Genomic DNA, 20,824 nt, shown 5'->3' with positions numbered 1-20,824 from the left:
ATCGTATCGCTGAACAATGTATCGTCAAATAACGGCACACTCAATAGTGTTAGAATTATCGCTGTGCGAGCGGTGGTAGTCGGATCCGGAATCGTCGGTCTGTCAACGGCATACGAGCTCCTGCGCGGCGGGCATCACGTCGTGGTGGTGAGTGCGGATCCCATCGACTCGACGACGTCATTTCTCGCCGCCGCGGTGTGGTTCCCGACCGCGGCAGGGCCGACCGATCGCGTTGCCGCCTGGAGCGCCGAGACGTTCGCCCATCTGGCGCGACTGGCACACGAGGATGTACCGGGCGCCCGCATGTGTGAGTCGCTCGCCGTCTATCGGGACGAACCGGCGACACCGTCCTGGTCGGCGGCGGTACGTGCGTTCCGACGGGCGCGGCCGGACGAACTCCCGCCGCACTACCGATTCGGGTTCCGGTTCGCGGTACCACTGCTCGAGATGCCGATCTTCCTGCCGTGGCTGGAATCCCAGGTTCGCCAGGCCGGCGCATACTGGGTTCGGCGGACGGTCCGGAGTCTGGACGAACTCGATGACCTGGCGCCCGATGTCATCGTCAACTGTGCGGGCCTGCGCGCCGGTTCACTGGCCGACGACGCCGCGGTCTACCCGATCCGCGGCCAGATCGTGCGCATTACCAACCCCGGCGTCTCGGTGTCGGTGCGCGACGAAGCACATCCACTGGGGCGCGCCTACGTCCACCCCCGTACCCACGACTGCATCCTCGGTGGCTCACTGGAGACCGGAGCATGGGATCAGACCCCCGATCCGCAACTGACACAGTCGATCCTGCGCCGCTGCCGAGATCTCGTACCGCAGTTGACCGGCGCCGAGGTCATCGAAACACTCGTCGGACTGCGGCCGGGTCGCGCCGAAGTCCGCCTCGAAATCGCCCAGGCCGACTCGACAGCGATTCCGGTGATCCACAACTACGGCCACGGCGGCTCCGGCATCACGATCGCCCACGGTTGCGCCCGCGAGGTGTCGGCGCTCATCGAAACGCTGTGAGCCAGGCCGAGGTAAGTGTGGATCCGGACGGCTCATCGGCGTAACCGGGACCAACTGTCCCTGCCCAAGAGCCGGGTATCGGTACACGACTCGTTTCAGAACGCGACTGTGAGATAGCAAACACCGCGACGATGGCGCATCCGGTGAACCAAATGGTCGTGGTCGCTCGTGGTACGGGGGACGAGATGCGGTGTGCACCTTGCCGAATTGCGACGAAGGGTTCGAAAGATGAGTTCAGCCAAACGTTTTCAGCGTGCCACCGTGCCGGTAGCGGCCGCCGCTGTCGTGCTCGCGGGTCTGCTCAGCGCCTGTGGCGACGAGAAAGCCGCCCAAGCGGTGGCACAAACGTCCACTGCCGCGGCCGCGGTGCCCGTCGCAGGCCAGGCGCCCGTGGTAGCGAAAACGCAAGGCTGGCTCAAGATCTACGACGGCACAGCCCCAGCCGGAACCGCCAATGCGGTGCAACTCCGGGTGACCAGCAATCCTGCTGTCGGACAGTATGTTTCGGACGGAACCGGCCGATCGCTGTACCGGTTCGACAAGGATACGGCGAATCCGTCGGTATCCAACTGCGCCGGGCAGTGCGCCGTCACCTGGCCGCCGCTGACCGTGACCCGCGATCAAGCCCTTTACGCCGCGGGCGTCGACCCCCAACGTGTCGGATTCATCGAACGTGCCGACGGCACATGCCAAATCACCATCGGTGGTTGGCCCGTGTACTATTTCTCGAAAGACACCAAGCCGGGTGATCTGCTCGGGCAGGGTGTCGGCGGAACGTGGTTCGCGGTGGCCCCGAACGGCGGCAAAGCTCTGAGCAAGTGATCGAACGCTAGAACCGTTCGAGTATCTCAGCCGTCGAGTTCCAGCAATTCCCAGGACAGCAGATCCGCCAGCCCGGGATCTTCGGCCCGCCATGCGCAATACACCTTGTTCACGAGATCCATTCCGGCGAAGCCGTACAGACCGGTAATCCTGGCACGGTAGTGCTTGTCCGGACCACCGTCCCGGAACTCGACGTCGTAATCGACATCGACCTCTTCGTCGAGGTCCGGGTCCTGGTCACCGACGTAATCAAGGTGGATCTGGAAATAGAATTGCTCCGACGGCTCGCGATCCAGCCTTTCCACGATCGCGAACGGCCAGCGTGCGTTCAGGTCCGCGAACAGGTCGTGCACCTGGGTGTCGGTCGGATCGGTCAGGGTCCGTCCGCTCGCATCGAATGCTCGAAGTATCGGTGCGCTCACGCGAGGGATCGTAGTCCGCAGCCCGGTTCCGCCGAGCGCATCACAGGCTGTCCTGACCGGTGGGATGGCTGAATTGCCGCCATTCCCGGTCCAAGCGGAGGTGGCGGCGATGGTTCAGGGCCCAGGCGGTGGACCAGACGACTGCTGCTGCGCCGCACCAGATTTCGAGCAGAACGGCGATACCGACACCGATGCCGTGCACGGCGGCGGCACTGGACCGTTCGGGAGGGGTGGTCGATGTTCCGTCCGGTCCCAGCCAGACGGGGACGGGCCGGCCGGGTTCCGCGCCGTCGGGAACACCGACGGTCGCGGTACCGGACTTGCCGGCGTGCGTCCAGGACACCTGCGCCTCGAACTGATCGCGCACCGTTCCGTTGCGATCCGCTATCGGGGCGGCGACCCGGGCGGGGGTGCCGACAATCGTCCCTGTCACAACGACTTTCGTCGCGTTTTCGGTATGGATCCGCTCGGATGCCGAGCTATAGGCCGCGGTACCGGCCGCCGCCGCGATCGGCACGGTGATCAGCAGCACCAGGACGGCCAGGATACGGACGAACCCCTCCGCACGATCGGAGACCCGCATCAGCGGACTGGGATTCCAGGGCTGCATCCGCCAGATCCGTACCGGCCAGGTCGGCAACTCCGACACCTCCATCACCTCCTACGACGGAGCCCGCGAGCAACCGCGACTCCTACCCCGGGCATTCCTCCGAGCCGCCAGTTGACGCAGCGGCGGAAACCCGGAACATGGACAAGCCCCGCACGGCACACATCCGAGCGGGCTTCATCGGCTCCTACCTACTGAATCGACGGACGCGGGGACCCGGTTACGCCCCGGCTGCCCGACCACCCGAGCGCCGCCCCGACGGCGACCATGCCGACGCCGAGGGCGAAGTGCAGCCAGTTGTCGGCGGTGTTCACCGGGACGAAGTTCGCATCGCTGTGCTGGTCGATGACCAGCCCGTACAACCACAGCACCAGGTAGATGATGCCGCCGCCGAGCAGGAAGGCCCGGGATGCGAGCGCTGTGCGCGATGCCAGCAAGCCGACTACGCCGAACAGCAGGTGGACGATGTTGTGCAGGATCGAGACGTTGAACACCCCGAGGAGTTGGGCGTCGGAGCTGTGTCCGGCCCATTCCATGCTGTCGTAATTCGTGGTGATGCCCGGTATGAAGCCGAGCACGCCGACCACCAGGAACACCGCGCCGACCGCCGCCGCCGCGATGCGCAGCGGCGTCCAATGCGCGGCTGAGGTTTGCGCGTGATGCGCGGCCATGGTGACTGCCTCTCCCGAATCAGGCGTCCGAACGGGCGCCCGCTTCGTGCGACTGATTTCCATGACTGCCGGTTTGTGGCAGTCACCTGCGTCATACCCGTGCGCTGCGTAGACAAACGAAAAACCCGCAGGTCCAACGCGCAGACAGCCGCTACAGCCAAATGAGACAGAAGGTGTGTCCGACGGGGTCGGCATAGACACGGAACTGCTTGTCCTCGTCGGCCTGCACCAATCGCGCGCCGAGCGCGACGGCTTTCGGCTCGGCCGCTTCGATCTGGTCCACCAGCACATCGAAATGCACCTGCTGGGACGCTTCCGGATCCGGGAAACGCGGTGGTCGATACTGCGGCGCGTATTGGAACGCCAAGCGCCTGCCGCCGGGTTCTTCGATGACGACCCAGGTGTCATCCGGCGCATCGGTCAGTTCGGCACCGAGCAGCCGGGCATAGAACTCGGCCAGCTTGGGCGGATCCGGGCAATCCAGCACGACCGTGCGCAGACTTCCGACCTTGCCTTCGGTCATCATCCGACCTCCTGTATGTCGCGGGAATGCTCATCGCGTACCCGCGCGCGGACACTCGAATCCGCCTGCGGTGGCAAGGACGGAATCTGCGTTAGGGTCGACGCCCGTCGGGAGGTTTCATTTGTCGAAACGCATAACGCTGCTCATCGTGCTGCTGGCCGGCGTCGCCGCGTGCACCAGCACACCCAGGTCCGATCTGCCCCTGCCGTACCACGGAGACGCGGACCAAGTTCTCACCGTCGTCGCCGAGCACGCCGCCGATACCAATGCGACACTGACTGCGTGGCAGCGCATTTCAGGTGGCTGGCGCGCCGCTATCGGTCCGCTGCGGGCCTATGTCGGGCGCGACGGCATCGGCCGAGCCAGCGAGGACTCCGCGCATACTCCCGCCGGTGTGTGGACGCTGAGCGAGGCGTTCGGGATCGCGCCGAACGACGGGACCCGACTCCCCTATCGCCAGGTCGGCGCACAGGACTGGTGGGTCTCCGATACGGGCTCACCGAGTTACAACCACTACGCGCAATGTGCCAGCGGCACTTGCGAATTCGATGAGCAAGCCAGCGAGAACCTGGGCCAGGCAGGTCCGGCGTACGAACACGCCGTGGTGATCGACTACAACCGTCAGCCCGTCGTCGCGGGCGCGGGCTCGGCCTTCTTCCTCCATGTCGAGACCGGACGTCCGACCGCTGGGTGCGTATCGATCCCCGCTGCCGACCTCGAGGCCGTTATGCGATGGCTGGATCCGAGCGCGCACCCGGTGATCAATATCGGCAGCAAGTGACTATTCGCAGATCTCCTCCACCGCACCCGCGAGCAGCGACAACCCGCGATCCAATTCTTCCTCGCTGATTGTCAACGGCGGCATCAGCTTTACCACCTCGTCGGCCGAACCAGAGGTCTCCACGAGCAGCCCGCGCTCGAAGGCGAGTTGGCACACCTTGCCTGCGCGCGACGCTTCCTCGAACGCGATGCCGTGCACCAGCCCGCGCCCGCGCGTCGAGACACCGGGGAATGCCGCCGCGATTTCGGCGAGCGCGCGTGCCGTGCGCTCCCCTTTGGCCACCGTCGAAATCTCCAGCGCGCTATCGGACCAGTAGTGCTCGAGCGCAACCCGCGCGGTAACGAATGCCGCATTGTTGCCGCGAAAGGTGCCGTTGTGCTCACCGGGCGCCCACTGATCGAGTTCGGGCTTGAAAAGCACCAGCGCCATGGGCAACCCGTACCCGCCGATGGATTTCGACAGCGTCACGATGTCGGGAGTGATGCCCGCGAACTCGAATGAGAAAAACCCACCGGTCCGTCCGCAACCCATCTGCACATCGTCGACGATCAGCAGAATTCCGCGCGCTTCGCACAATTCGGCCAGCTGCCGCAGCCATTGCGAGCGTGCGACATTCACCCCGCCCTCGCCCTGCACGGTCTCCACGATCACCGCGGCGGGCTTATCCAAACCAGAGGACGAGTCGTCCAGGGCCCGCCGCATCCAGCGCAGGTCGTCGGCCGCGTCGAGGAAGCCGTCGTAGGGCATGGGCATCGTATGCGGCAGTGGCACACCGGCGGCCGCGCGTTTGGCGGCATTGCCGGTCACCGATAACGCGCCGAGCGACATCCCATGGAAGGCATTGGTGAAGTTGAGAACGGTCTGGCGTCCGGTGACCTTGCGCGCCAGCTTCAACGCGGCCTCGACGGCATTCGCGCCGGTCGGACCGGGAAATTGCACCTTGTAGTCCAGACCACGGGGCTCGAAGATCGTGTCGCGCAGGGCCTCCAGCAGCCGTCGCTTGGCGATGGTCGACATGTCGAGGCTGTGCATGATCCCGTCGCCGACGATGTAGTCCAACAGTGCCCGCTTCAGCACCGGATTGTTGTGGCCGTAGTTGAGTGCGCCCGCGCCCGCGAAGAAGTCCAGGTAGTCCTTGCCGTTCTCATCGCGCAGCCAGGCCCCGCTGCCGGTATCGAAGACGGTCGGCCAGGCCCGGCAGTACCCGCGCACATTCGACTCGAGCGTCTCGAAAACGGTCAATGCGGTGTTATTTCGAGCGACCTGCGAGCAGTCGCTAGCGGCGACAGTCATCGACGATCCTTCCTGTCGTGCGCGAGCGCCCACGGGGCAAATCTGAAGTGACTGTGTTTCTAACATTGGTGCAGCGGGTTTGTCGCACTTTTCCAAAAATCGCGCGCTTACCTACCGCGCGTCCCCCGACGCACCGTAGAGTTAACCGTTTGTGCGCGGCAGAGTGGAGGGCAACAGATCGCAGCTCGCCGCACTGCACGCACTTCGGACCGCGCGGCTGTACCTCTACCTCGTCCGAGCCGGTTTCCGGCGCCAATCCCAGTACAAACTAGCGATGTTCGCCGGCCTGTTCACCAACTGCGTCTTCGGATTCGTGCGCGCGGCGGTGATGGTGGCCGCGGTGCGCGCGTCCGGCGGCTTCAGCGGTTACGACGCGGGATCGATCGGCGCCTACGTCTGGCTGTCCCAGGCCCTGCTCGGCGCGACCCAATTCATGGGACCACCACTGGAATTGGTGGACCGGGTCAAGAACGGCGATATCGCGATCGACTTCTTGCGTCCGGTCGATGTCCAATTCAGTTATCTCGCCATCGATCTCGGCCGCGCGTCGTGCACGATCCTGCCGCGCAGCGTGCCGAGCGTACTGGTCGGCGTGTTCACCTTCGGGCTCGTCATGCCCGGCACACCAGGCCCCTACGTACTCGGGCTGGTCAGCGTGGTCATGGCCGTCTCGTTGTCATTCCTATGCCTTTTCGCCGTCGGATTGATCGGATTCTGGGTAGTGGAAACCCGCGGGCTCCGAGTGCTATACCAGATTTGCGGCACGTTTCTGGCCGGGCTGTTCGTGCCGGTCCACATGTTCCCGGCATGGCTGCGCACCATCGCGCATGCCACCCCGTTCCCGTCGATCCTGCAGTCTCCGATCGACATCCTGTCGGGGCGGGTCGTGGGGGAGGATGCCGTGACGGTCGTTGCCGCACAAGTGTTCTGGGTGCTCGCGGTCGGAGCGGTGGGCCGGGCACTGCTGGCGGCCGGGCGCCGCAGGCTGGAGGTGCAGGGTGGCTGAGCCCCCGTATACGCCCGCACCGGCCGGTACCTGGTTCACCCCCTACGCGGCGGTGCTGCGATCGCGGATGCGAGCCCAGCGCGCATACCGATTATCCTTCGCCAGTGAAGTATTCAGCGCGTTCCTGATCGGCATCGTCGAATTCGCCGAGGTGTGGGTCATCTACCACAATGTCCGGATGCTCGGCGGGCTCGATCTGGACGGCGCGCTCCTGCTGTTCGGCCTGAGCAATTCCGGATTCGCACTGGCCCAAGTCCTGTTCGGGCACCTGGATTCACTGCCGACACTCATCCGGCTCGGAGTGCTCGACGCCTATCATCTACGACCCCAGCCACTCCTGTTGCAGCTCATCACCAGCGACATCTCGCTGCGCCGATTCGCACGCGCCTCGGTGGCGATCATCGTGCTCGGACTCGGCCTCGTTCGCAACGATCTCGATTGGGGTCCGCAAACTCTCGCACTGCTGGTGACAACCCTGCTCAGCGGCATCGCCCTGTTCGGCGGCCTGTTCGTCTGCGCCGCCGGCGCGCAGTTCTACCTGATCGACGGTGCGGAACTGACCAACAGCTTCACCTACGGCGGCTCCTTCGCCGCCATGCAACCGGCTTCGGTATTTCCGACATCGCTGAAACTGGTATTCGGCTTCGCCATCCCGGTCGCCTTCACGGCGTATCTACCGACCATCGCACTCCTGCACCTACCCGGCCCACCGCTGCTGCCGTCCTGGCTGGCCTGGTGCGCACCGTTGGCGGCGCTGTGGGTGTGGCTGCTCGCGTTGGGTTTGTGGCGACTAGGCACTCGGCACTATCAGGGAGGCGGCGGATAAGCGTGGCGGACAGCGAGTTATCGAACTCGATCATCGAGATCGAGAACCTGACAAGGCAATTCATTCTGTATCGGAGAAACGGGCAGCGCTGGCGACGCAGCCGCGAAACGCTCACCGCGGTGGACCGGATGACGTTTCGCATCGAACGCGGTTCGGCGGTGGGTTATATCGGTGCGAACGGGGCGGGCAAGTCGACCACGATCAAAATGCTGACCGGCATCCTGGTTCCCACCTCGGGCACCGTGCGCACCTGCGGCCTGGATCCAGTGCGGCAGCGGCGCGAACTCGCCGCCCGGATCGGGGTGGTGTTCGGACAGCGCTCCCAGTTGTGGTGGGATCTGCCGCTGCGCGAATCATTTTCGATTCTAGCCGCGATCCATCGGTTGGAATCCGATGTCGCGCAAAAACGTACCTACGAGTTGGTCGAACAACTGGAGATGGCCGAGACACTCGACACTCCGGTGCGCCAGCTCTCGCTCGGCCAGCGCATGCGGGCCGAGGTCGCCGCGGCGCTGCTGCACTCCCCCGAATTGGTCATCCTCGACGAACCGACCATCGGCCTCGACGTGCTGTCGAAACAGCGACTACGTGAGTTCCTGCGCGCCGAACGCACCGAGCGCGGCACCACGCTGTTGCTCACTACGCACGATATGGGGGATATAGAACGGCTCTGTGACCGGGTGCTCGTCGTCGACCGCGGCAGTCTGGTGTACGACGGTTCACTGACCGGCCTGGCGGTGCGGGTGGGTGCGCGGCGGGTACTGGTCGTCGATCTGGCCGAACCGACCCGCGATCTCGACGATCTGCCGAACGCCGAACTGGTGAACAGCGAGGGCGGGGGCATGCGCCAGCGATTGGCCTTCGATGCCGAATCGACCACCGCCGCACAGGTTCTCGCCGCCGTCTCCGATCGAGCCGAGGTGCGCGACCTGTCCATAGAGGAGCCGGACATCGAGGACGTGGTCCGGCGGATATATGAATCCGCCTGGTGACCGCCGCCGCTGTCCGGCTCCCGATTCGGTTGATATTCAGTTGTTTTCGGGTTCGCGAGCGCCCTGGTCGAGTCGGAACGGCGGGTATTCGTCACGCATCAGCGAGGCGTAGGCGCCCACCCGGATGGACCACCGGTGCAGGCCGAGCAGGAAATCGAACACCGCCTTGGGGTATACCGCCGTGAACAGCAGTGCCACCACTGCGACCAGCACCAGCACATTGGCCAGCGTGAATCCGCCCCAGCCGTACTTGCCGCCCATACCCGCACTGAATATCGCACCGACGATCAGGTAGTGCGGAATGGCCAGCAGCCACCATTTCACCAGCACCAGGCCACGACTCAGCTGCTCGGGATAGTCGATTTCCAGATCCGCCGGATAATCCGGATCCGACTGCAGACTGAACGGCGGATACCTATCGGTGCCGAGCACCGAGTAGGCGTAGAAGCCGACCCGCCACCCCCAGCGCATGACGCCGACATTGAAGTCGAACAGTGCGCGCGGATAGTTACCGGTGATCAGAATCGCGAAGAACGCGACCACCGAGACGATCACGTACGCGATGTACAGGAATACCAGAATAATGGCGTGTGGAATGGCCAGGATCCATTTGACCAGCCACATCCAGCGCGATAGCGCGGGATCGAGATCTCCTCGGACACGAACCGGATTGGCCGCGGTAGCGACGGCGACGGTGTTCTCGGGCTCCATGATCGATGCTCCTTCCAGGTGCTTCGATGCCTCGACAACGAGTGGAATGTCCCGATTGTCCCGTATCGGCCTTCCGGTCAGACCACGTTCCGATACCGACACGCCAACGAAAAGGTGGCCGCCGTCGTGGCGAATCGCGCAGTGCCGCAACGGCCCTGCCGCAGGCCTCAGCCCGGCGCCTGCCCCTGGGCCGAGTACAGACTGACCTCACCCTCCTCACCGAGAAAGGCGTTCACCAGCATGATCTGCCCGGCCTCCAGCTCGTCCGGATCGGGGGCGCTGGTGGTGATCGAGATCTGCGGAATCACCGCCCAGTTCACGACATAGCGTTCGGGCGGTCCGTCGTCGTCGGACAGGCGCGCGAGCCGAAACACCGACACCGTCTTGCGGAGGATGAGCGTGCGCACGACCTCGGCGATTCGCTCCGGATCTTCCAGCGCGAACATGAACCCGAACGTCAACTCGGGCGACGACACATAGGCGGGCACAAACACCGAGGCTAGTCGATCGAACGACGTCGTGCGCGCGCCTCGCCGGAAGTGGTTGCTGCCCATGCGCTCAGCGATTTCACTAAGGTAGGAAAGTCGGCGGTTATGTGACCGATCCGTAACGGATCATAACGATTACCCGGCAGCTCATCTGTTTCTACACCATTCTATTGCGCCGATTCGACTATCGCGCTTTCCTGAAAAGGTCCCGATTTTCTCGGGCCGTCTTCCTCATCGCATCGTCGCGGATTTCCCGGTTTCTTTGCCGTGCTGGTGGACTGTATGGAGGGCGATCCGGGTGCGGGGCTGCGCCGGAGCCGAGGGGTGCCCCTCCCCGAAATCCTCCTCGGCCCTGGCGCATCCAAATACACACCCATCGCCACCGCAGGGGCGTGCATCATGACCACCGAATACGCAGCAGGTCGTATCGAAGCCGAGGAGTTGCCATCGCCATCGGCGCTACTGCGCGCATTTCGCGAACCCCACGATCCGAATCAACACCGGCACCCTGTCCTGGCCGCGGGACGCGCACTGGTCGAATGTCATGAACACAGGCGCAATGCCCTGCAGGCGGCGCATGCGCCGGACGCGCCGAGCGGCCGCGTAGCACAGTGCCTGCAACTCGTCGACGACCTCGACGCACACCGAACCGAGCTGGTCGGCCATATCGACAATTGGGTCGCCGGCAATGTGGAGCACCGCACCGGCGCCTCGCTGCACACCGAGACGCTGGGCGCAGTCATCGATCGAATGGCGGCGAAATGGGTTGCGGCACAACATGCATTGGGTATGTCGGCACCGGTCGAGCCGCCGCATCCACTGCAGTTGGACGATGACGCCCAACTGCAGTGGAGCCGATTGGCCGAACTGGCCGACGGGTACAAGGACCTGATCACCGATGTGACCGAGCACCGGCGCAGGCTGCCGGTGTGGTGATCACCGAGGGTTTTCCACCTCCGGGTCGATCACCTCTGCCTCGACGACCGACGCGCCCGGCTCGACCTCCGCGTCATAGGACACATCCGCGTCGTCGACGAGATCGCTCCCGCCCTGCGCCGCGGCATCCTTGCGCGCGGCGGCCGCGGCCTCGTTCATCTCGATGGCGTCGGTGATCCACTCACCGATCTCCCGGGTGACTTCCGCGACGGTGCCGGTAATGATATTCGCAATATTTCCGACATGTCGTGCGCCAGAGGAGGTCAATTCTTGAATTAGATCCTTGTTACTTTCGAATTTTCCGATCATTCACACGCCCACTTCGGTTGTGTTCCGCTGTCGCATCACGATAACACCGGGCGTGGACTCCTTCCCGACCAAGAACGGCGGCAATGCCAGCTTGAAAATCTTCAGCCAGACCGATCCGACTTGCTGTCCGAGCGAACCGGTGTTGTACGGCAATCCATACTTCTCGCACAGTTCCCGAACCTCCGGCGCGATCTGCGGATAGCGGTTCGCAGGCAGATCCGGGAAGAGGTGGTGCTCGATCTGATGCGACAAATTCCCGGACATGATGTGGAACAGCTTGCTGCCGGAGATGTTGGCCGAGCCGAGCATCTGCCGGACGTACCATTCGCCGCGAGTCTCCTCGGCGGTCTCCTCTTCGGTGAACGTCTGTACGCCCGTGGGGAAGTGGCCGCAGAAGATGATGGAGAAGGCCCAGAGGTTGCGCACCAGATTGGCGGCGGTATTTCCGGCGAGTGTGCTCACGAACAGCGGACCGGTCAGTGCCGGGAAGACGAGGTAGTCCTTGAGCACCTGCCGACCGGCCTTGCGCCACTGGCCCTTCAGCAATCGCTTGATGTCCGACCAGCTCTTCTTGCCCCGGATGATGTTCTCCACCTCCAGGTCATGGCCCATCACGCCCCATTCGAACAGCACCATCAGCGCGAAGGCGTAGAGCGGCTGGCCGAGTCGTAGCGGATTCCACTGCTGACTCTCGTCCATGCGCAGGATGCCGTAGCCGATGTCGCGGTCCATGCCGTGGATATTGGTGAAGGTGTGGTGCATGTAGTTGTGCGAATGCTTCCACTGGTCCGCCGGGCAGACCGTATCCCATTCGAACTCACGGGAATTCAGGCCACGCTCGCGCATCCAGTCGTACTGGCCGTGCATGACATTGTGCCCGATCTCCATGTTGTCCAGGATCTTCGACACACTCAGCGCAGCCACCGCGGCCAGCCAGAACGGCGGCAGGAAGCCGAGATACATCAGGCCGCGCCCGGCGATCTCGAAACCGCGCTGCGCCTTGATGATCGAGTAGATGTATTCGCGGTCGGCATCACCGAGATCGGCGACGACGCGGGCGCGCAGGTCGTCGAGGGCCCGGCCGAGTTCCTCGACCTGGTCCGGGCTCAGCACCAGCGGGCCGTCTTTCGTTTCGGTCAGAATTGTCATTGCTTCGGTCCCCTTGCTTTGTCAGATATCAATGTCGACGTCGCCGACGGGCGCGTTGATGCAGAGCTGGATGGACTGATCCGGATCGCTGTCGGTTTCGCCGGTGCGCACATTGCGGGTGCAGCCGCTGCGCCGAACCGCGGTGCAGGAGAAGCAGATACCCATCCGGCAGCCGTACTCCGGTGTCAGCCCGGCGGCCTCGGCCTGCTCCAGCAGGACCGCACCGTTGTTCTCGGCGCTGCGTCCGCTGGCCGAGAAACTGACCGTGCCGAAGGCCTCGTCGGTGTCGACGGGGGTGCTGGACAGGGTGAATTCCTCGGTGTGCAGCCGCGCGTCCAACTGCTCCGCCTCGAAGATCTTGTGCACCGCGTCCATCAGGCCCTTGGGCCCGCAGACGTAGGTCTCGCCGTCGGCGAACCATGGTGCGATGTATTCGAGTTGGTCGTAGTCGAAATGGCCGGAGCCATCGCCGGGATAGCGCAATTCGATGCGGAAGTTCTTGTACGCCTGTGCAATCGCCTCCAGCTCCGCCCGATGCGGCACCGTCTCCGGTGATTTCGCATAGTGCAGGAAGGCGAGTTCGCCCGGATAGCCCTCGTCCGCCAGCGTGCGCAGCATGGACAGCACCGGTGTGATGCCGCTGCCGCCGCTGATCAGCAACACCCGCTCGGGGCGCGGTTCGGGCAGTTGGAAGACACCGGCGGCCGGTTCCAAGCTGACCACCATGCCGGGTACGGCGTTGCGGTAGAGGTATTGCGATACCAGGCCGCCCGGATGCGCCTTGACCGTCAGTTGCAGGTGCCGGTCGCGCCGACCCGCCGGATTGACCGGTGAATAGCACCTGGTGTGCCGGATGCCGTCGATCACGACGCCGATCTGCACATATTGCCCCGCGACGTGACCGCGCCACTGCCGGGTGGGGCGCAGGGTCAGCGTCACCGAACCCGGCACCGAGCGGCGGACGTGGGTGATCTCCGCCCGCAACTCCCGAACAGTCAGCGTGGGGCGGACGAGTTCCAGGTAGCGGTCGAGTGGGTGCGGTGTGGTCAGGGTTTGCACCAGGTCGATGAGTCCCACCATGCGGTTGCCTCTACTTTCGGGCCGCGGCGTACTCCTGAACCCTCATCGGCGAAGATTTCAGTGCACGCCTGTACACTCAACTAGTGTGACCGATGGACCGGGTCCAGTGTCAACCAGGAACTGATGTGACCCGAACTACATCCTAGGAATAGACGAATGGTGAACGGCTGTATGCTCACTGTGATGACCGAGACCGCAGCTACCCGGGGCGAGCGCAAGGAGCGCACCAGGCAGGCCCTGCTCGACGGCACGCTCGCGCTGGCCGCCGAACGCGGCTTCGGTGCGCTGAGCCTGCGTGAGATCGCCCGCTCCGCGAGCATTGTGCCGACCGCGTTCTACCGGCATTTCGCCTCACTCGACGATCTCGGCGCGGCTCTGGTCGACGAGGGCATCCGGGCGCTGCGCCTGGCGCTGCGTCAACTGCGCCGCACGCCCGACGCCCGACTCTCGGAGACCGTGCGGTTTGTTTTCGATCAGGTCGCCACCAAACGCGAACTCTTCGGCTTCATCACCCGCGAACGCCGCGGCGGCTCGGCCGCCCTGCAACATGCCATCGCACTCGAACTGCAATTGATCGTCCGGGAACTGGTCGTCGACCTGTCCCGTATCCCGGACCTGGACTCCTGGTCCCCCGACGACCTCGAACTGGCCGCCGACCTGATCGTCTCCACGGTCGCCGACTGCATTGCCGACTACGTCGCCGCCACCCCGCGCGACCAACCCGCGATCATCGAGCGCACAATCCGCCAGGTCCGTCTCATCGCACTCGGCATGGCCGCCTGGTTACCGAGCAAAGAGCGCTAGCCGGCTTCCGGATCGAGTGCGAGCACCGAGCGGCCACCGTCCACCGGGACCACCGCCCCCGTTGACTAAGCTCGCACCCGCCGAAATGCTGGACAGCCGACCTCGCGGCACGACTCTATTCGGCGGGCTCAACGGCGCGATCCGGCTTGCGGACCGGGAGCAACGCCACCAAACCGACGGCGAGGACTACCACAATGCCGACAATGCCCGCGCGGTCGGCGTCGAACGCCCAGACGAAGAAGCCGAAAAGCGCTGGGGCGAGGAAGGATACGGCGCGGCCGGTCGTGGTGTAGAGGCCGAACATCTGGCCCTCGCGACCGGGTGGGGCCAGGCGGGTGAGGAAGGAGCGTGCGGCGGATTGGGCGGGGCCGACGAAGATGGTGAGCAGTAGGCCGAAGACCCAGAACATGGCCGGCCCGGACACGATCAACAGCGCGATGCCACAGATCACCATGGCGATCAACGAGACCACGATCACGATCTTCGGGCCGACGCGGTCGTCGAAACGACCGGCGGTGACCGCGCCGAGTGCCGCAACGACATTCGCGGCAATGCCGAACAGCAGCACGTCGGAGTCGGCGATGCCGTAGACCCGCACGGCCAGGATCGCACCGAAGGTGAATACCCCGGCCAGACCGTCGCGGAAGATCGCACTGGCGATCAGGAAGCCGACGGTGCGTCGATCCACGGCCCACAGCTCGCGCAGATCCCGCCACAGCACCCGGTACGAGCCGAGGAATCCGGCCTTCGCCGCACCGGGATCGGCATTGGTGGGCGGTAATTCGGGTACAGCGAACAGCACCGGCAACGCGAAGGCGGCGAACCAGACCGCGGCCAGCACCGCGACCAATCGGATATTCGTACCGTCATCGATGGGCACGCCGAGTATGCCGCGGTTGTCACCGTGACCGGAGATGAAGCCGAAGTAGCTGATCAGCAGGATGAAGATGCCACCGAAATAGCCCATGGCCCAACCGAGTCCGGAGACTCGACCGACATCGGCCGGGGTGGAGACCTGGCGCAGCATGGCGTTGTAGGGCACGCCCGCCAATTCGAAGAATGCGGAGCCGAAGCCGAGCAGGACCAGACCGAACCAGAAGTGGTGGTAGTCGTCATGCACGAAGAACATCAGCGTCATAGTCAGGATGGTCAGCGCGGTCAATACGCCAAGTGAGCGTTTACGTTTCGCGCTCGCGTCGAAGCGCTGGCCGCTGATCGGCGCGGTGAGTGCGACCACGAAACCCGCGATGCCGAGGGCCCAGCCGAGCCATGCGCTCGGTGACACCCCGCCCGGTAGATCGTCACCGACTTTATCGGTGAGGTACACCGAGAATACGAAGGTCAGGATCACTGCATTGAATGCCGAGGATCCCCAGTCCCACAACCCCCATGCCACCACCTGTCCGCGCCCGGCGGCCTGCCCGACAGTCGCCCGCGCGTCAACCTCCGGCTCATCCGTCACCCGGCCACCACCCTCATCGAATCCGCTGCGTGATGCGGCGCTCATGGGCGCAGCCTAGTGCGGATTTCGGTGGCGGGCGGGCCAACACTCGATACCGTGCCGACTATGCACTCAGTTGCATAGTACCGGGCGTAACGATAACCTGGCGTCATGGCACTCGAACACGCGCTGCTGGTATCGCTGACCGAGCGCGCCGGTTCGGGTTATGAGCTGGCGCGCCGCTTCGACAAGTCCATCGGCTTCTTCTGGCGGGCCACCCATCAGCAGATCTATCGCGTGCTCAAACGCATGGAGGAATCCGGCTGGATCAGCAGCGAGGCCGTGGCCCAGGAGGGCAGGCCGGACAAGAAGGTCTACTCGGTCAACGAGGCGGGCCAGGCAGAGCTGGCGCGCTGGATCGCCGCGCCGACCGATACCTCCATGCCGCGTAACGAACTCGGCGTGAAGGTCCGCGCCGCAGCGCACGGCGATATCGGCGCGCTCTGCGATGAGGTCGTCCGACATCGGGAACAGCACAATCAGCGCCTCGAGCTGTTCCGGCTCATCGAGAAACGCGATTTCGGGGGGTTCGGGGGGTCGCCCCCCGGTGGACAGAGCCCCGCTCCGGATCAGCTCTCCGGTACCCCGCTGCACCAGTACCTCGTGCTGCGCGCGGGCATCCGCGTCGAGTCCGGATTCGTCGAATGGTGCGACGAAGTACTGCAAGCCCTGCAACCGGCGTGCAACAGCCCCGCACGCGGACCCGAAGAAAGGTAAGACTCAGCGATGAGTTCGTTCCCCCATCTTTTCGAGCCCCTCGATCTCGGCTTCACCACGCTGCGCAATCGGGTGATCATGGGGTCGATGCATACCGGCCTGGAGGATCGCGCCTGGGATACCAACCGGCTCGCCGCCTACTTCGCCGAGCGCGCCAGCGGCGGTGTCGGTCTCATCATCACCGGCGGCTACGCCCCGAACCGCACCGGCTGGCTGCTGCCGTTCGGCGCCAAACTCACCAATAAGTCCGAGGCCTACCGGCACCGGGTGATCACCAAGGCCGTGCACGAAGCGGGCGGCAAGATCGCCATCCAGATCCTGCACGCGGGCCGTTATTCCTATATGCCGGGTAGCGTTTCGGCATCCTCGATCAAGGCTCCGATCAACCCTTTTCGGCCGCGCAAGCTCTCCGCGCGCGGGGTCGAGCAGACCATCGACGACTACGCCCGCTGTGCGAGGCTGGCCCAGTTCGCGGGCTACGACGGTTGCGAAATCATGGGCGGTGAAGGCTATTTCATCAACCAATTCCTCGCGCCGCGCACGAATAAGCGCACCGACAAGTGGGGCGGGTCGCCGGAGAACCGGCGTCGGCTCGCGGTGGAGATCGTGCGCCGCACCCGCGCGGCCGTTGGGCCCGACTTCATCATCGTATTCCGTTTGTCCATGGCCGAATTGGTCGATAACGGGCAGACTTTCGACGAAATCGTCGCGTTGGCAAAGGAACTCGAAGCCGCGGGCGCGAGCATTCTGAATACCGATATCGGCTGGCACGAGGCGCGCGTGCCGACCATCGTCACCTCGGTGCCGCGGGCGGCCTTCGTCGAATTCACCGCGAAGATCACCGAACAGGTGAACATTCCGGTCTGCGCGTCCAACCGGATCAATATGCCCGAGATCGCCGAGGAGATCCTCACTCGCGGTGACGCGCAACTGGTTTCGCTGGCACGGCCGTTCCTCACCGATCCGGAGTGGGTGAACAAGGCTGCCGCCAACCGGGTCGACGAGATCAACACCTGCATCGCCTGCAACCAGGCCTGCCTGGACCATGCGTTCCAGCACAAGACCGTATCCTGCCTGCTGAACCCGCGGGCGGGTCACGAGACCGAGCTGAAGCTGCTCCCGACTCGGCGCACCAAGCGCGTCGCCGTCGTCGGCGCGGGCCCGGCCGGACTGTCGGCGGCGGTCAATCTCGCCGAACGCGGGCACCGGGTGGACCTTTTCGAGGCCGACGACAAGATCGGCGGGCAGTTCGATATCGCCCGCCGTATTCCGGGCAAGGAGGAGTTCAACGAGTCGATCCGCTACTACACCAGGATGCTGGAGGTCACCGGAGTGACCGTGCATCTGAACAAGCGGGTCACCGCGGCGGAGCTGCTCGAGGCCCGCTACGACGAGATCGTGCTGGCCACCGGTGTGCGCCCGCGCATTCCGAATATTCCCGGCATCGACCACCCGATGGTGCTGTCCTATGCCGAACTGGTCCGTGAGGAGCGGCCCGTCGGCAAGCGCGTCGCCGTTATCGGTGCGGGCGGCATCGGCTACGACGTGAGCGAATTCCTCACTGTCGAAGGACATCCCACCCTCAAGCTCGACGAGTGGAAGGAAGAGTGGGGCGTCGACTCCGCCGACGAACAGGTCCGCGGCCAGCTCACCAAACCCAAACCGGCACCAGCCGCGCGTGAAGTCGTTCTGCTGCAACGCAAGTCGACTCCGTTCGGCAAGGATCTCGGCAAGACCTCCGGCTGGGTGCACCGCGCGGCGCTGAAGGCGAAAGGCGTCGAGCACGTCGGCGGCGTCAACTATGAACGCATCGACGACAACGGTCTACACATCAGCTTCGGCGAGAAACGCCAACGCCCCCAACTGATCCCGGTCGACAACGTCATCGTCTGCGCAGGCCAGGAATCCGTACGCGAACTCGAAGAACCCCTGCGCGCCGCCGGTGCCAACATCCACCTGATCGGCGGTGCAGACCTCGCCGCCGAACTGGACGCCAAGCGCGCAATCGACCAGGGCACCCGCCTGGCAGCCCGCCTGTAGCAACGCCACACGCCGAGCCGTCGCCCGCCGCGCACATTTCCCCCACGATTCCGTGCGCGGCGCGGGAGACGGAGCACTCCGCCACACCCTGTGGTGCGGTCCTGGACAGAACGCCCCTCCACCGCAGCATTCTCGACCTCGAGGCAGGGACATGGCCTGAGCGCCCATGCTCAGCGAAATCGTCGATTCGCAGGAATGGGCGGTGCGGGCACCTCGCACACGTATCCCCTAGGCTCCTCTCGTGAGCCTGCCCTCTCCTACCTCCGAAAATCGTGCGGTTGTTACCGGTGCCTCCTCCGGCATCGGCACCGCGCTGGCCGCTGAGCTCGCTGCTCGCGGGTATTCGTTGATTTTGGTTGCGCGGCGCGGTGAGGTGTTGACCGAGCTTGCGCAGCGGTTGACGTTGGCGCACGGGATTACCGCGGAGGTGCGGGCGGTCGATCTGGCCGATCGGACGGCGCGGGGGGCGCTGGTCGAGGAGTTGGCGGCCCGCGATATTTCGATCCTGTGCAATAACGCCGGCATCGCGACCTTCGGTGCGGTCGCCGAATTGGATCCGGCGTATGAGCGGGCCCAGATGGAGCTCAATGCCGTTGCGGTGCACGACCTCACCCTGGCCGTGCTGCCCGGCATGATCGCCAGGGGTGGCGGCGGCATCCTGATCAGTGGTTCGGCGGCGGGCAATATGCCGATTCCGAACAATGCGACCTACGCGGCGAGCAAGGCCTTCGCCAATACCTTCTCCGAATCGCTGCGCGGCGAACTGAAGAGCTCCGGCGTGCACGTCACCCTGCTCGCTCCGGGCCCGGTCCGTACCGAAACCCCCGATCCGACCGACGCCTCCATCGTCGATCGAATGGTGCCCGACTTCATGTGGGTCACCTCCGAATACACGGCCAAGATCTCGATCGACGCCTTGGCCCGCAACAAGATGCGCGTGGTCCCCGGCCTGATCAGCAAGGGCATGAGCGTCGCAGGCCAATACGGCCCCCGCGCCCTCACCGCCCCGGTCGCCGGCGCCTTCTACAAGAAGCTCGGCGGCTGACGATCCTGGGCGGTCAGCACCCGGCAGGTCGAAGGCACAGCCCATGCGCATGGCCTGCGACTCGACGCCGACCCGGTCGGCCGAGATCTGGGTGCCAGACCTGATCGGTCGCCGGCCGAACCATCCACCGACACCAAGACCGGCATCGGCCCAGTTCAGCGCGGACGCGGGCAGCATTACAGTGCCGATCAGCAACCCGTCAGGAAATGTTTCGGGTGCGTCAAGGATCCGTCAGCATCGCCCATGATCAGTATGAACCGGCGTAGTCCTGATATCGGCCCCGCATGCCGAGAAAGCGGGGGCACACCCAGGAGAACGACGTGACGCTGCTCGAGATCTTCCCGTCGCTGCGGTCGGGAATTCCTTCGCGCCTCGACTCCGCGGTCTGGCCGCAGGACACCCACTACGACGACGACGGCAAAATCACCCTCGGCGGGGTCGCCCTCGCCGATATCGCCGACCAGTACGGCACCGCCACCTATGTGCTCGACGAGCACGAGGTCCGCACCCGCTGCCGCGCCTACAAGAAGGCCTTCCCGGAGGCCGAGATAATCTATGCGGGCAAGGCGCTGATGATCCGCGCGGTCGCGGAATGGGTTACCCAGGAAGGACTTTCGGTCGACGTATGTTCGGCCGGCGAACTCGCCATCGCCATCGCGGCCGGTGTCGACCCGAAGCGAATCGTGGTGCACGGCAATGGCAAATCCTTTGACGAACTCGAAGCCGCCGTGCACAGCGGTGTCGGCCGGATCGTGATCGATTCGATGACCGAGATCACCCTGCTCTCCGCACTGGCCACCCGACCCCAACAGGTCCTGCTCCGACTCTCGCCCGGCATCGATGTGCACGGGCATCCGGCCGTGAAAACCGGTGTGCTGGACCAGAAATTCGGTTTACCGCTCGGCAGCGATATGGCCGCCGAGGCGGTCGAACGCATTATGCGCCAGCCGAATCTCGAGCTGATCGGCTTTCACTGCCACCTCGGTTCGCAGATCTACGATCCGGACCACTACGGCGAGGCGGTGCGCCGGATGGTCGCCGAAATGGCAAGGGTCCGTGCGGATCACGGTCGAATACTCACCGATCT

Annotated in this window: 23 protein-coding genes; 12 read left to right on the top strand and 11 right to left on the bottom strand. The window is 64.6% G+C overall.

All coding sequences use genetic code 11. The features are described from left to right. Positions 1-63: 63 nt before the first annotated feature. A complete protein-coding gene (locus ON44_RS08100; RefSeq protein ID WP_040687568.1) occupies positions 64-1,014 on the top strand; it encodes an FAD-dependent oxidoreductase in 951 nt (316 codons plus the stop codon). Between the two features lie 228 nt (positions 1,015-1,242). Beyond that, positions 1,243-1,836 carry a hypothetical protein gene (locus ON44_RS08095; RefSeq protein ID WP_040687566.1) on the top strand — a complete coding sequence of 198 codons (594 nt, stop codon included), beginning with the start codon at positions 1,243-1,245 and terminating at the stop codon, positions 1,834-1,836. A 26-nt stretch (positions 1,837-1,862) separates the two neighbouring features. Here the strand turns inward: ON44_RS08095 and ON44_RS08090 are convergent, their stop codons facing one another. The 4 genes from ON44_RS08090 to ON44_RS08075 form a co-directional block, all read right to left on the bottom strand. After that, positions 1,863-2,258, bottom strand: a complete 396-nt coding sequence (locus tag ON44_RS08090; protein ID WP_040687565.1) for a hypothetical protein — start codon at positions 2,256-2,258, stop codon at positions 1,863-1,865. A 40-nt stretch (positions 2,259-2,298) separates the two neighbouring features. Beyond that, positions 2,299-2,907, bottom strand: coding sequence for an Rv1733c family protein (locus ON44_RS46585; protein WP_157187079.1), 609 nt, complete (start codon positions 2,905-2,907; stop codon positions 2,299-2,301). Between the two features lie 149 nt (positions 2,908-3,056). Further along, positions 3,057-3,536 (bottom strand): DUF4383 domain-containing protein, encoded by a 480-nt coding sequence (locus ON44_RS08080; RefSeq protein WP_051181731.1) that lies wholly within the window; start codon positions 3,534-3,536, stop codon positions 3,057-3,059. Positions 3,537-3,687: 151 nt separating this feature from the next. Continuing rightward, positions 3,688-4,062 (bottom strand): VOC family protein, encoded by a 375-nt coding sequence (locus ON44_RS08075; protein ID WP_245567059.1) that lies wholly within the window; start codon positions 4,060-4,062, stop codon positions 3,688-3,690. Between the two features lie 118 nt (positions 4,063-4,180). Between ON44_RS08075 and ON44_RS08070 the strand changes: the two genes are divergently transcribed. Further along, on the top strand, positions 4,181-4,840 hold the full coding sequence (locus ON44_RS08070; protein WP_218007535.1) for a L,D-transpeptidase family protein: 660 nt from the start codon (positions 4,181-4,183) through the stop codon (positions 4,838-4,840). On the opposite strand, the gene ectB is transcribed toward ON44_RS08070, so the two are convergent. Continuing rightward, positions 4,841-6,133 (bottom strand): diaminobutyrate--2-oxoglutarate transaminase, encoded by a 1,293-nt coding sequence (gene ectB, locus ON44_RS08065; protein WP_051181729.1) that lies wholly within the window; start codon positions 6,131-6,133, stop codon positions 4,841-4,843. Positions 6,134-6,284: 151 nt separating this feature from the next. Between ectB and ON44_RS08060 the strand changes: the two genes are divergently transcribed. The 3 genes from ON44_RS08060 to ON44_RS08050 all read left to right on the top strand — a co-directional run bounded on the left by ON44_RS08060 (position 6,285) and on the right by ON44_RS08050 (position 8,957). After that, entirely contained in the window at positions 6,285-7,139 is an 855-nt protein-coding gene (locus ON44_RS08060) for an ABC transporter permease (protein ID WP_245567058.1), read from the top strand. 67 nt (positions 7,140-7,206) lie between these two features. Then, positions 7,207-7,965: an ABC-2 family transporter protein gene (locus ON44_RS08055; RefSeq protein ID WP_085998497.1), complete on the top strand. Its 759-nt coding sequence runs from the start codon at positions 7,207-7,209 to the stop codon at positions 7,963-7,965. A 128-nt stretch (positions 7,966-8,093) separates the two neighbouring features. Next, complete coding sequence (locus ON44_RS08050; protein ID WP_245567057.1) at positions 8,094-8,957, top strand: ABC transporter ATP-binding protein; 864 nt, start codon at positions 8,094-8,096, stop codon at positions 8,955-8,957. Positions 8,958-8,993: 36 nt separating this feature from the next. Here the strand turns inward: ON44_RS08050 and ON44_RS08045 are convergent, their stop codons facing one another. Both ON44_RS08045 and ON44_RS08040 read right to left on the bottom strand, forming a co-directional pair. After that, positions 8,994-9,668 carry a DUF4389 domain-containing protein gene (locus ON44_RS08045; RefSeq protein ID WP_040687636.1) on the bottom strand — a complete coding sequence of 225 codons (675 nt, stop codon included), beginning with the start codon at positions 9,666-9,668 and terminating at the stop codon, positions 8,994-8,996. Between the two features lie 167 nt (positions 9,669-9,835). Beyond that, positions 9,836-10,156, bottom strand: a complete 321-nt coding sequence (locus tag ON44_RS08040) for a hypothetical protein (RefSeq protein ID WP_040687635.1) — start codon at positions 10,154-10,156, stop codon at positions 9,836-9,838. 399 nt (positions 10,157-10,555) lie between these two features. Between ON44_RS08040 and ON44_RS08035 the strand changes: the two genes are divergently transcribed. Beyond that, positions 10,556-11,092: a DUF4254 domain-containing protein gene (locus tag ON44_RS08035; protein ID WP_040687554.1), complete on the top strand. Its 537-nt coding sequence runs from the start codon at positions 10,556-10,558 to the stop codon at positions 11,090-11,092. On the opposite strand, the gene ON44_RS08030 is transcribed toward ON44_RS08035, so the two are convergent. From ON44_RS08030 to ON44_RS08020, 3 genes are read right to left on the bottom strand one after another with little or no spacing between them, the layout of a single operon-like run. Then, positions 11,093-11,359: a hypothetical protein gene (locus ON44_RS08030; protein WP_245567056.1), complete on the bottom strand. Its 267-nt coding sequence runs from the start codon at positions 11,357-11,359 to the stop codon at positions 11,093-11,095. Positions 11,360-11,401: 42 nt separating this feature from the next. Further along, on the bottom strand, positions 11,402-12,550 hold the full coding sequence (locus ON44_RS08025) for a fatty acid desaturase family protein (RefSeq protein ID WP_040687552.1): 1,149 nt from the start codon (positions 12,548-12,550) through the stop codon (positions 11,402-11,404). A gap of 21 nt (positions 12,551-12,571) precedes the next feature. After that, positions 12,572-13,630 (bottom strand): ferredoxin reductase, encoded by a 1,059-nt coding sequence (locus tag ON44_RS08020; protein ID WP_040687551.1) that lies wholly within the window; start codon positions 13,628-13,630, stop codon positions 12,572-12,574. Between the two features lie 183 nt (positions 13,631-13,813). Between ON44_RS08020 and ON44_RS08015 the strand changes: the two genes are divergently transcribed. Then, positions 13,814-14,434, top strand: a complete 621-nt coding sequence (locus ON44_RS08015) for a TetR family transcriptional regulator (protein WP_245567055.1) — start codon at positions 13,814-13,816, stop codon at positions 14,432-14,434. 115 nt (positions 14,435-14,549) lie between these two features. Here ON44_RS08015 and ON44_RS08010 read toward each other — a convergent pair whose 3' ends face one another. Beyond that, a complete protein-coding gene (locus ON44_RS08010; protein WP_051181727.1) occupies positions 14,550-15,941 on the bottom strand; it encodes an MFS transporter in 1,392 nt (463 codons plus the stop codon). A gap of 105 nt (positions 15,942-16,046) precedes the next feature. On the opposite strand from ON44_RS08010, the gene ON44_RS08005 reads away from it, so the two are divergent. The 4 genes from ON44_RS08005 to ON44_RS07990 all read left to right on the top strand — a co-directional run. After that, positions 16,047-16,652: a PadR family transcriptional regulator gene (locus tag ON44_RS08005; protein WP_040687546.1), complete on the top strand. Its 606-nt coding sequence runs from the start codon at positions 16,047-16,049 to the stop codon at positions 16,650-16,652. Between the two features lie 9 nt (positions 16,653-16,661). Beyond that, on the top strand, positions 16,662-18,692 hold the full coding sequence (locus ON44_RS08000; RefSeq protein WP_040687544.1) for an NADPH-dependent 2,4-dienoyl-CoA reductase: 2,031 nt from the start codon (positions 16,662-16,664) through the stop codon (positions 18,690-18,692). A gap of 241 nt (positions 18,693-18,933) precedes the next feature. Continuing rightward, a complete protein-coding gene (cmrA, locus tag ON44_RS07995; RefSeq protein WP_040687542.1) occupies positions 18,934-19,737 on the top strand; it encodes a mycolate reductase in 804 nt (267 codons plus the stop codon). A 284-nt stretch (positions 19,738-20,021) separates the two neighbouring features. Further along, positions 20,022-20,824: diaminopimelate decarboxylase family protein (locus ON44_RS07990; RefSeq protein WP_245567054.1), on the top strand; the 803-nt coding region annotated here is incomplete at its 3' end.

It is taken from the genome of Nocardia vinacea NBRC 16497, from assembly GCF_000308835.1.
Lineage (GTDB): Bacteria > Actinomycetota > Actinomycetes > Mycobacteriales > Mycobacteriaceae > Nocardia > Nocardia vinacea.
Note: the sequence above shows the minus strand (reverse complement) of the source record. Positions and strands in the feature narration are given on the sequence as shown.

Excerpts from the sequence above, each read along its gene's own strand:
- ON44_RS08095 (WP_040687566.1), top strand. The coding sequence starts at position 1,243 with ATGAGTTCAGCCAAACGTTTTCAGCGTGCCACCGTGCCGGTAGCGGCC.
- ON44_RS08080 (WP_051181731.1), bottom strand. The coding sequence starts at position 3,536 with ATGGCCGCGCATCACGCGCAAACCTCAGCCGCGCATTGGACGCCGCTG.
- ON44_RS08075 (WP_245567059.1), bottom strand. The coding sequence starts at position 4,062 with ATGATGACCGAAGGCAAGGTCGGAAGTCTGCGCACGGTCGTGCTGGAT.
- ectB (WP_051181729.1), bottom strand. The coding sequence starts at position 6,133 with ATGACTGTCGCCGCTAGCGACTGCTCGCAGGTCGCTCGAAATAACACC.
- ON44_RS08055 (WP_085998497.1), top strand. The coding sequence starts at position 7,207 with ATGCGAGCCCAGCGCGCATACCGATTATCCTTCGCCAGTGAAGTATTC.
- ON44_RS08050 (WP_245567057.1), top strand. The coding sequence starts at position 8,094 with ATGACGTTTCGCATCGAACGCGGTTCGGCGGTGGGTTATATCGGTGCG.
- ON44_RS08045 (WP_040687636.1), bottom strand. The coding sequence starts at position 9,668 with ATGGAGCCCGAGAACACCGTCGCCGTCGCTACCGCGGCCAATCCGGTT.
- ON44_RS08035 (WP_040687554.1), top strand. The coding sequence starts at position 10,556 with ATGACCACCGAATACGCAGCAGGTCGTATCGAAGCCGAGGAGTTGCCA.
- ON44_RS08025 (WP_040687552.1), bottom strand. The coding sequence starts at position 12,550 with ATGACAATTCTGACCGAAACGAAAGACGGCCCGCTGGTGCTGAGCCCG.
- ON44_RS08020 (WP_040687551.1), bottom strand. The coding sequence starts at position 13,630 with ATGGTGGGACTCATCGACCTGGTGCAAACCCTGACCACACCGCACCCA.
- ON44_RS08015 (WP_245567055.1), top strand. The coding sequence starts at position 13,814 with ATGACCGAGACCGCAGCTACCCGGGGCGAGCGCAAGGAGCGCACCAGG.
- ON44_RS08010 (WP_051181727.1), bottom strand. The coding sequence starts at position 15,941 with ATGAGCGCCGCATCACGCAGCGGATTCGATGAGGGTGGTGGCCGGGTG.
- ON44_RS08005 (WP_040687546.1), top strand. The coding sequence starts at position 16,047 with ATGGCACTCGAACACGCGCTGCTGGTATCGCTGACCGAGCGCGCCGGT.
- ON44_RS08000 (WP_040687544.1), top strand. The coding sequence starts at position 16,662 with ATGAGTTCGTTCCCCCATCTTTTCGAGCCCCTCGATCTCGGCTTCACC.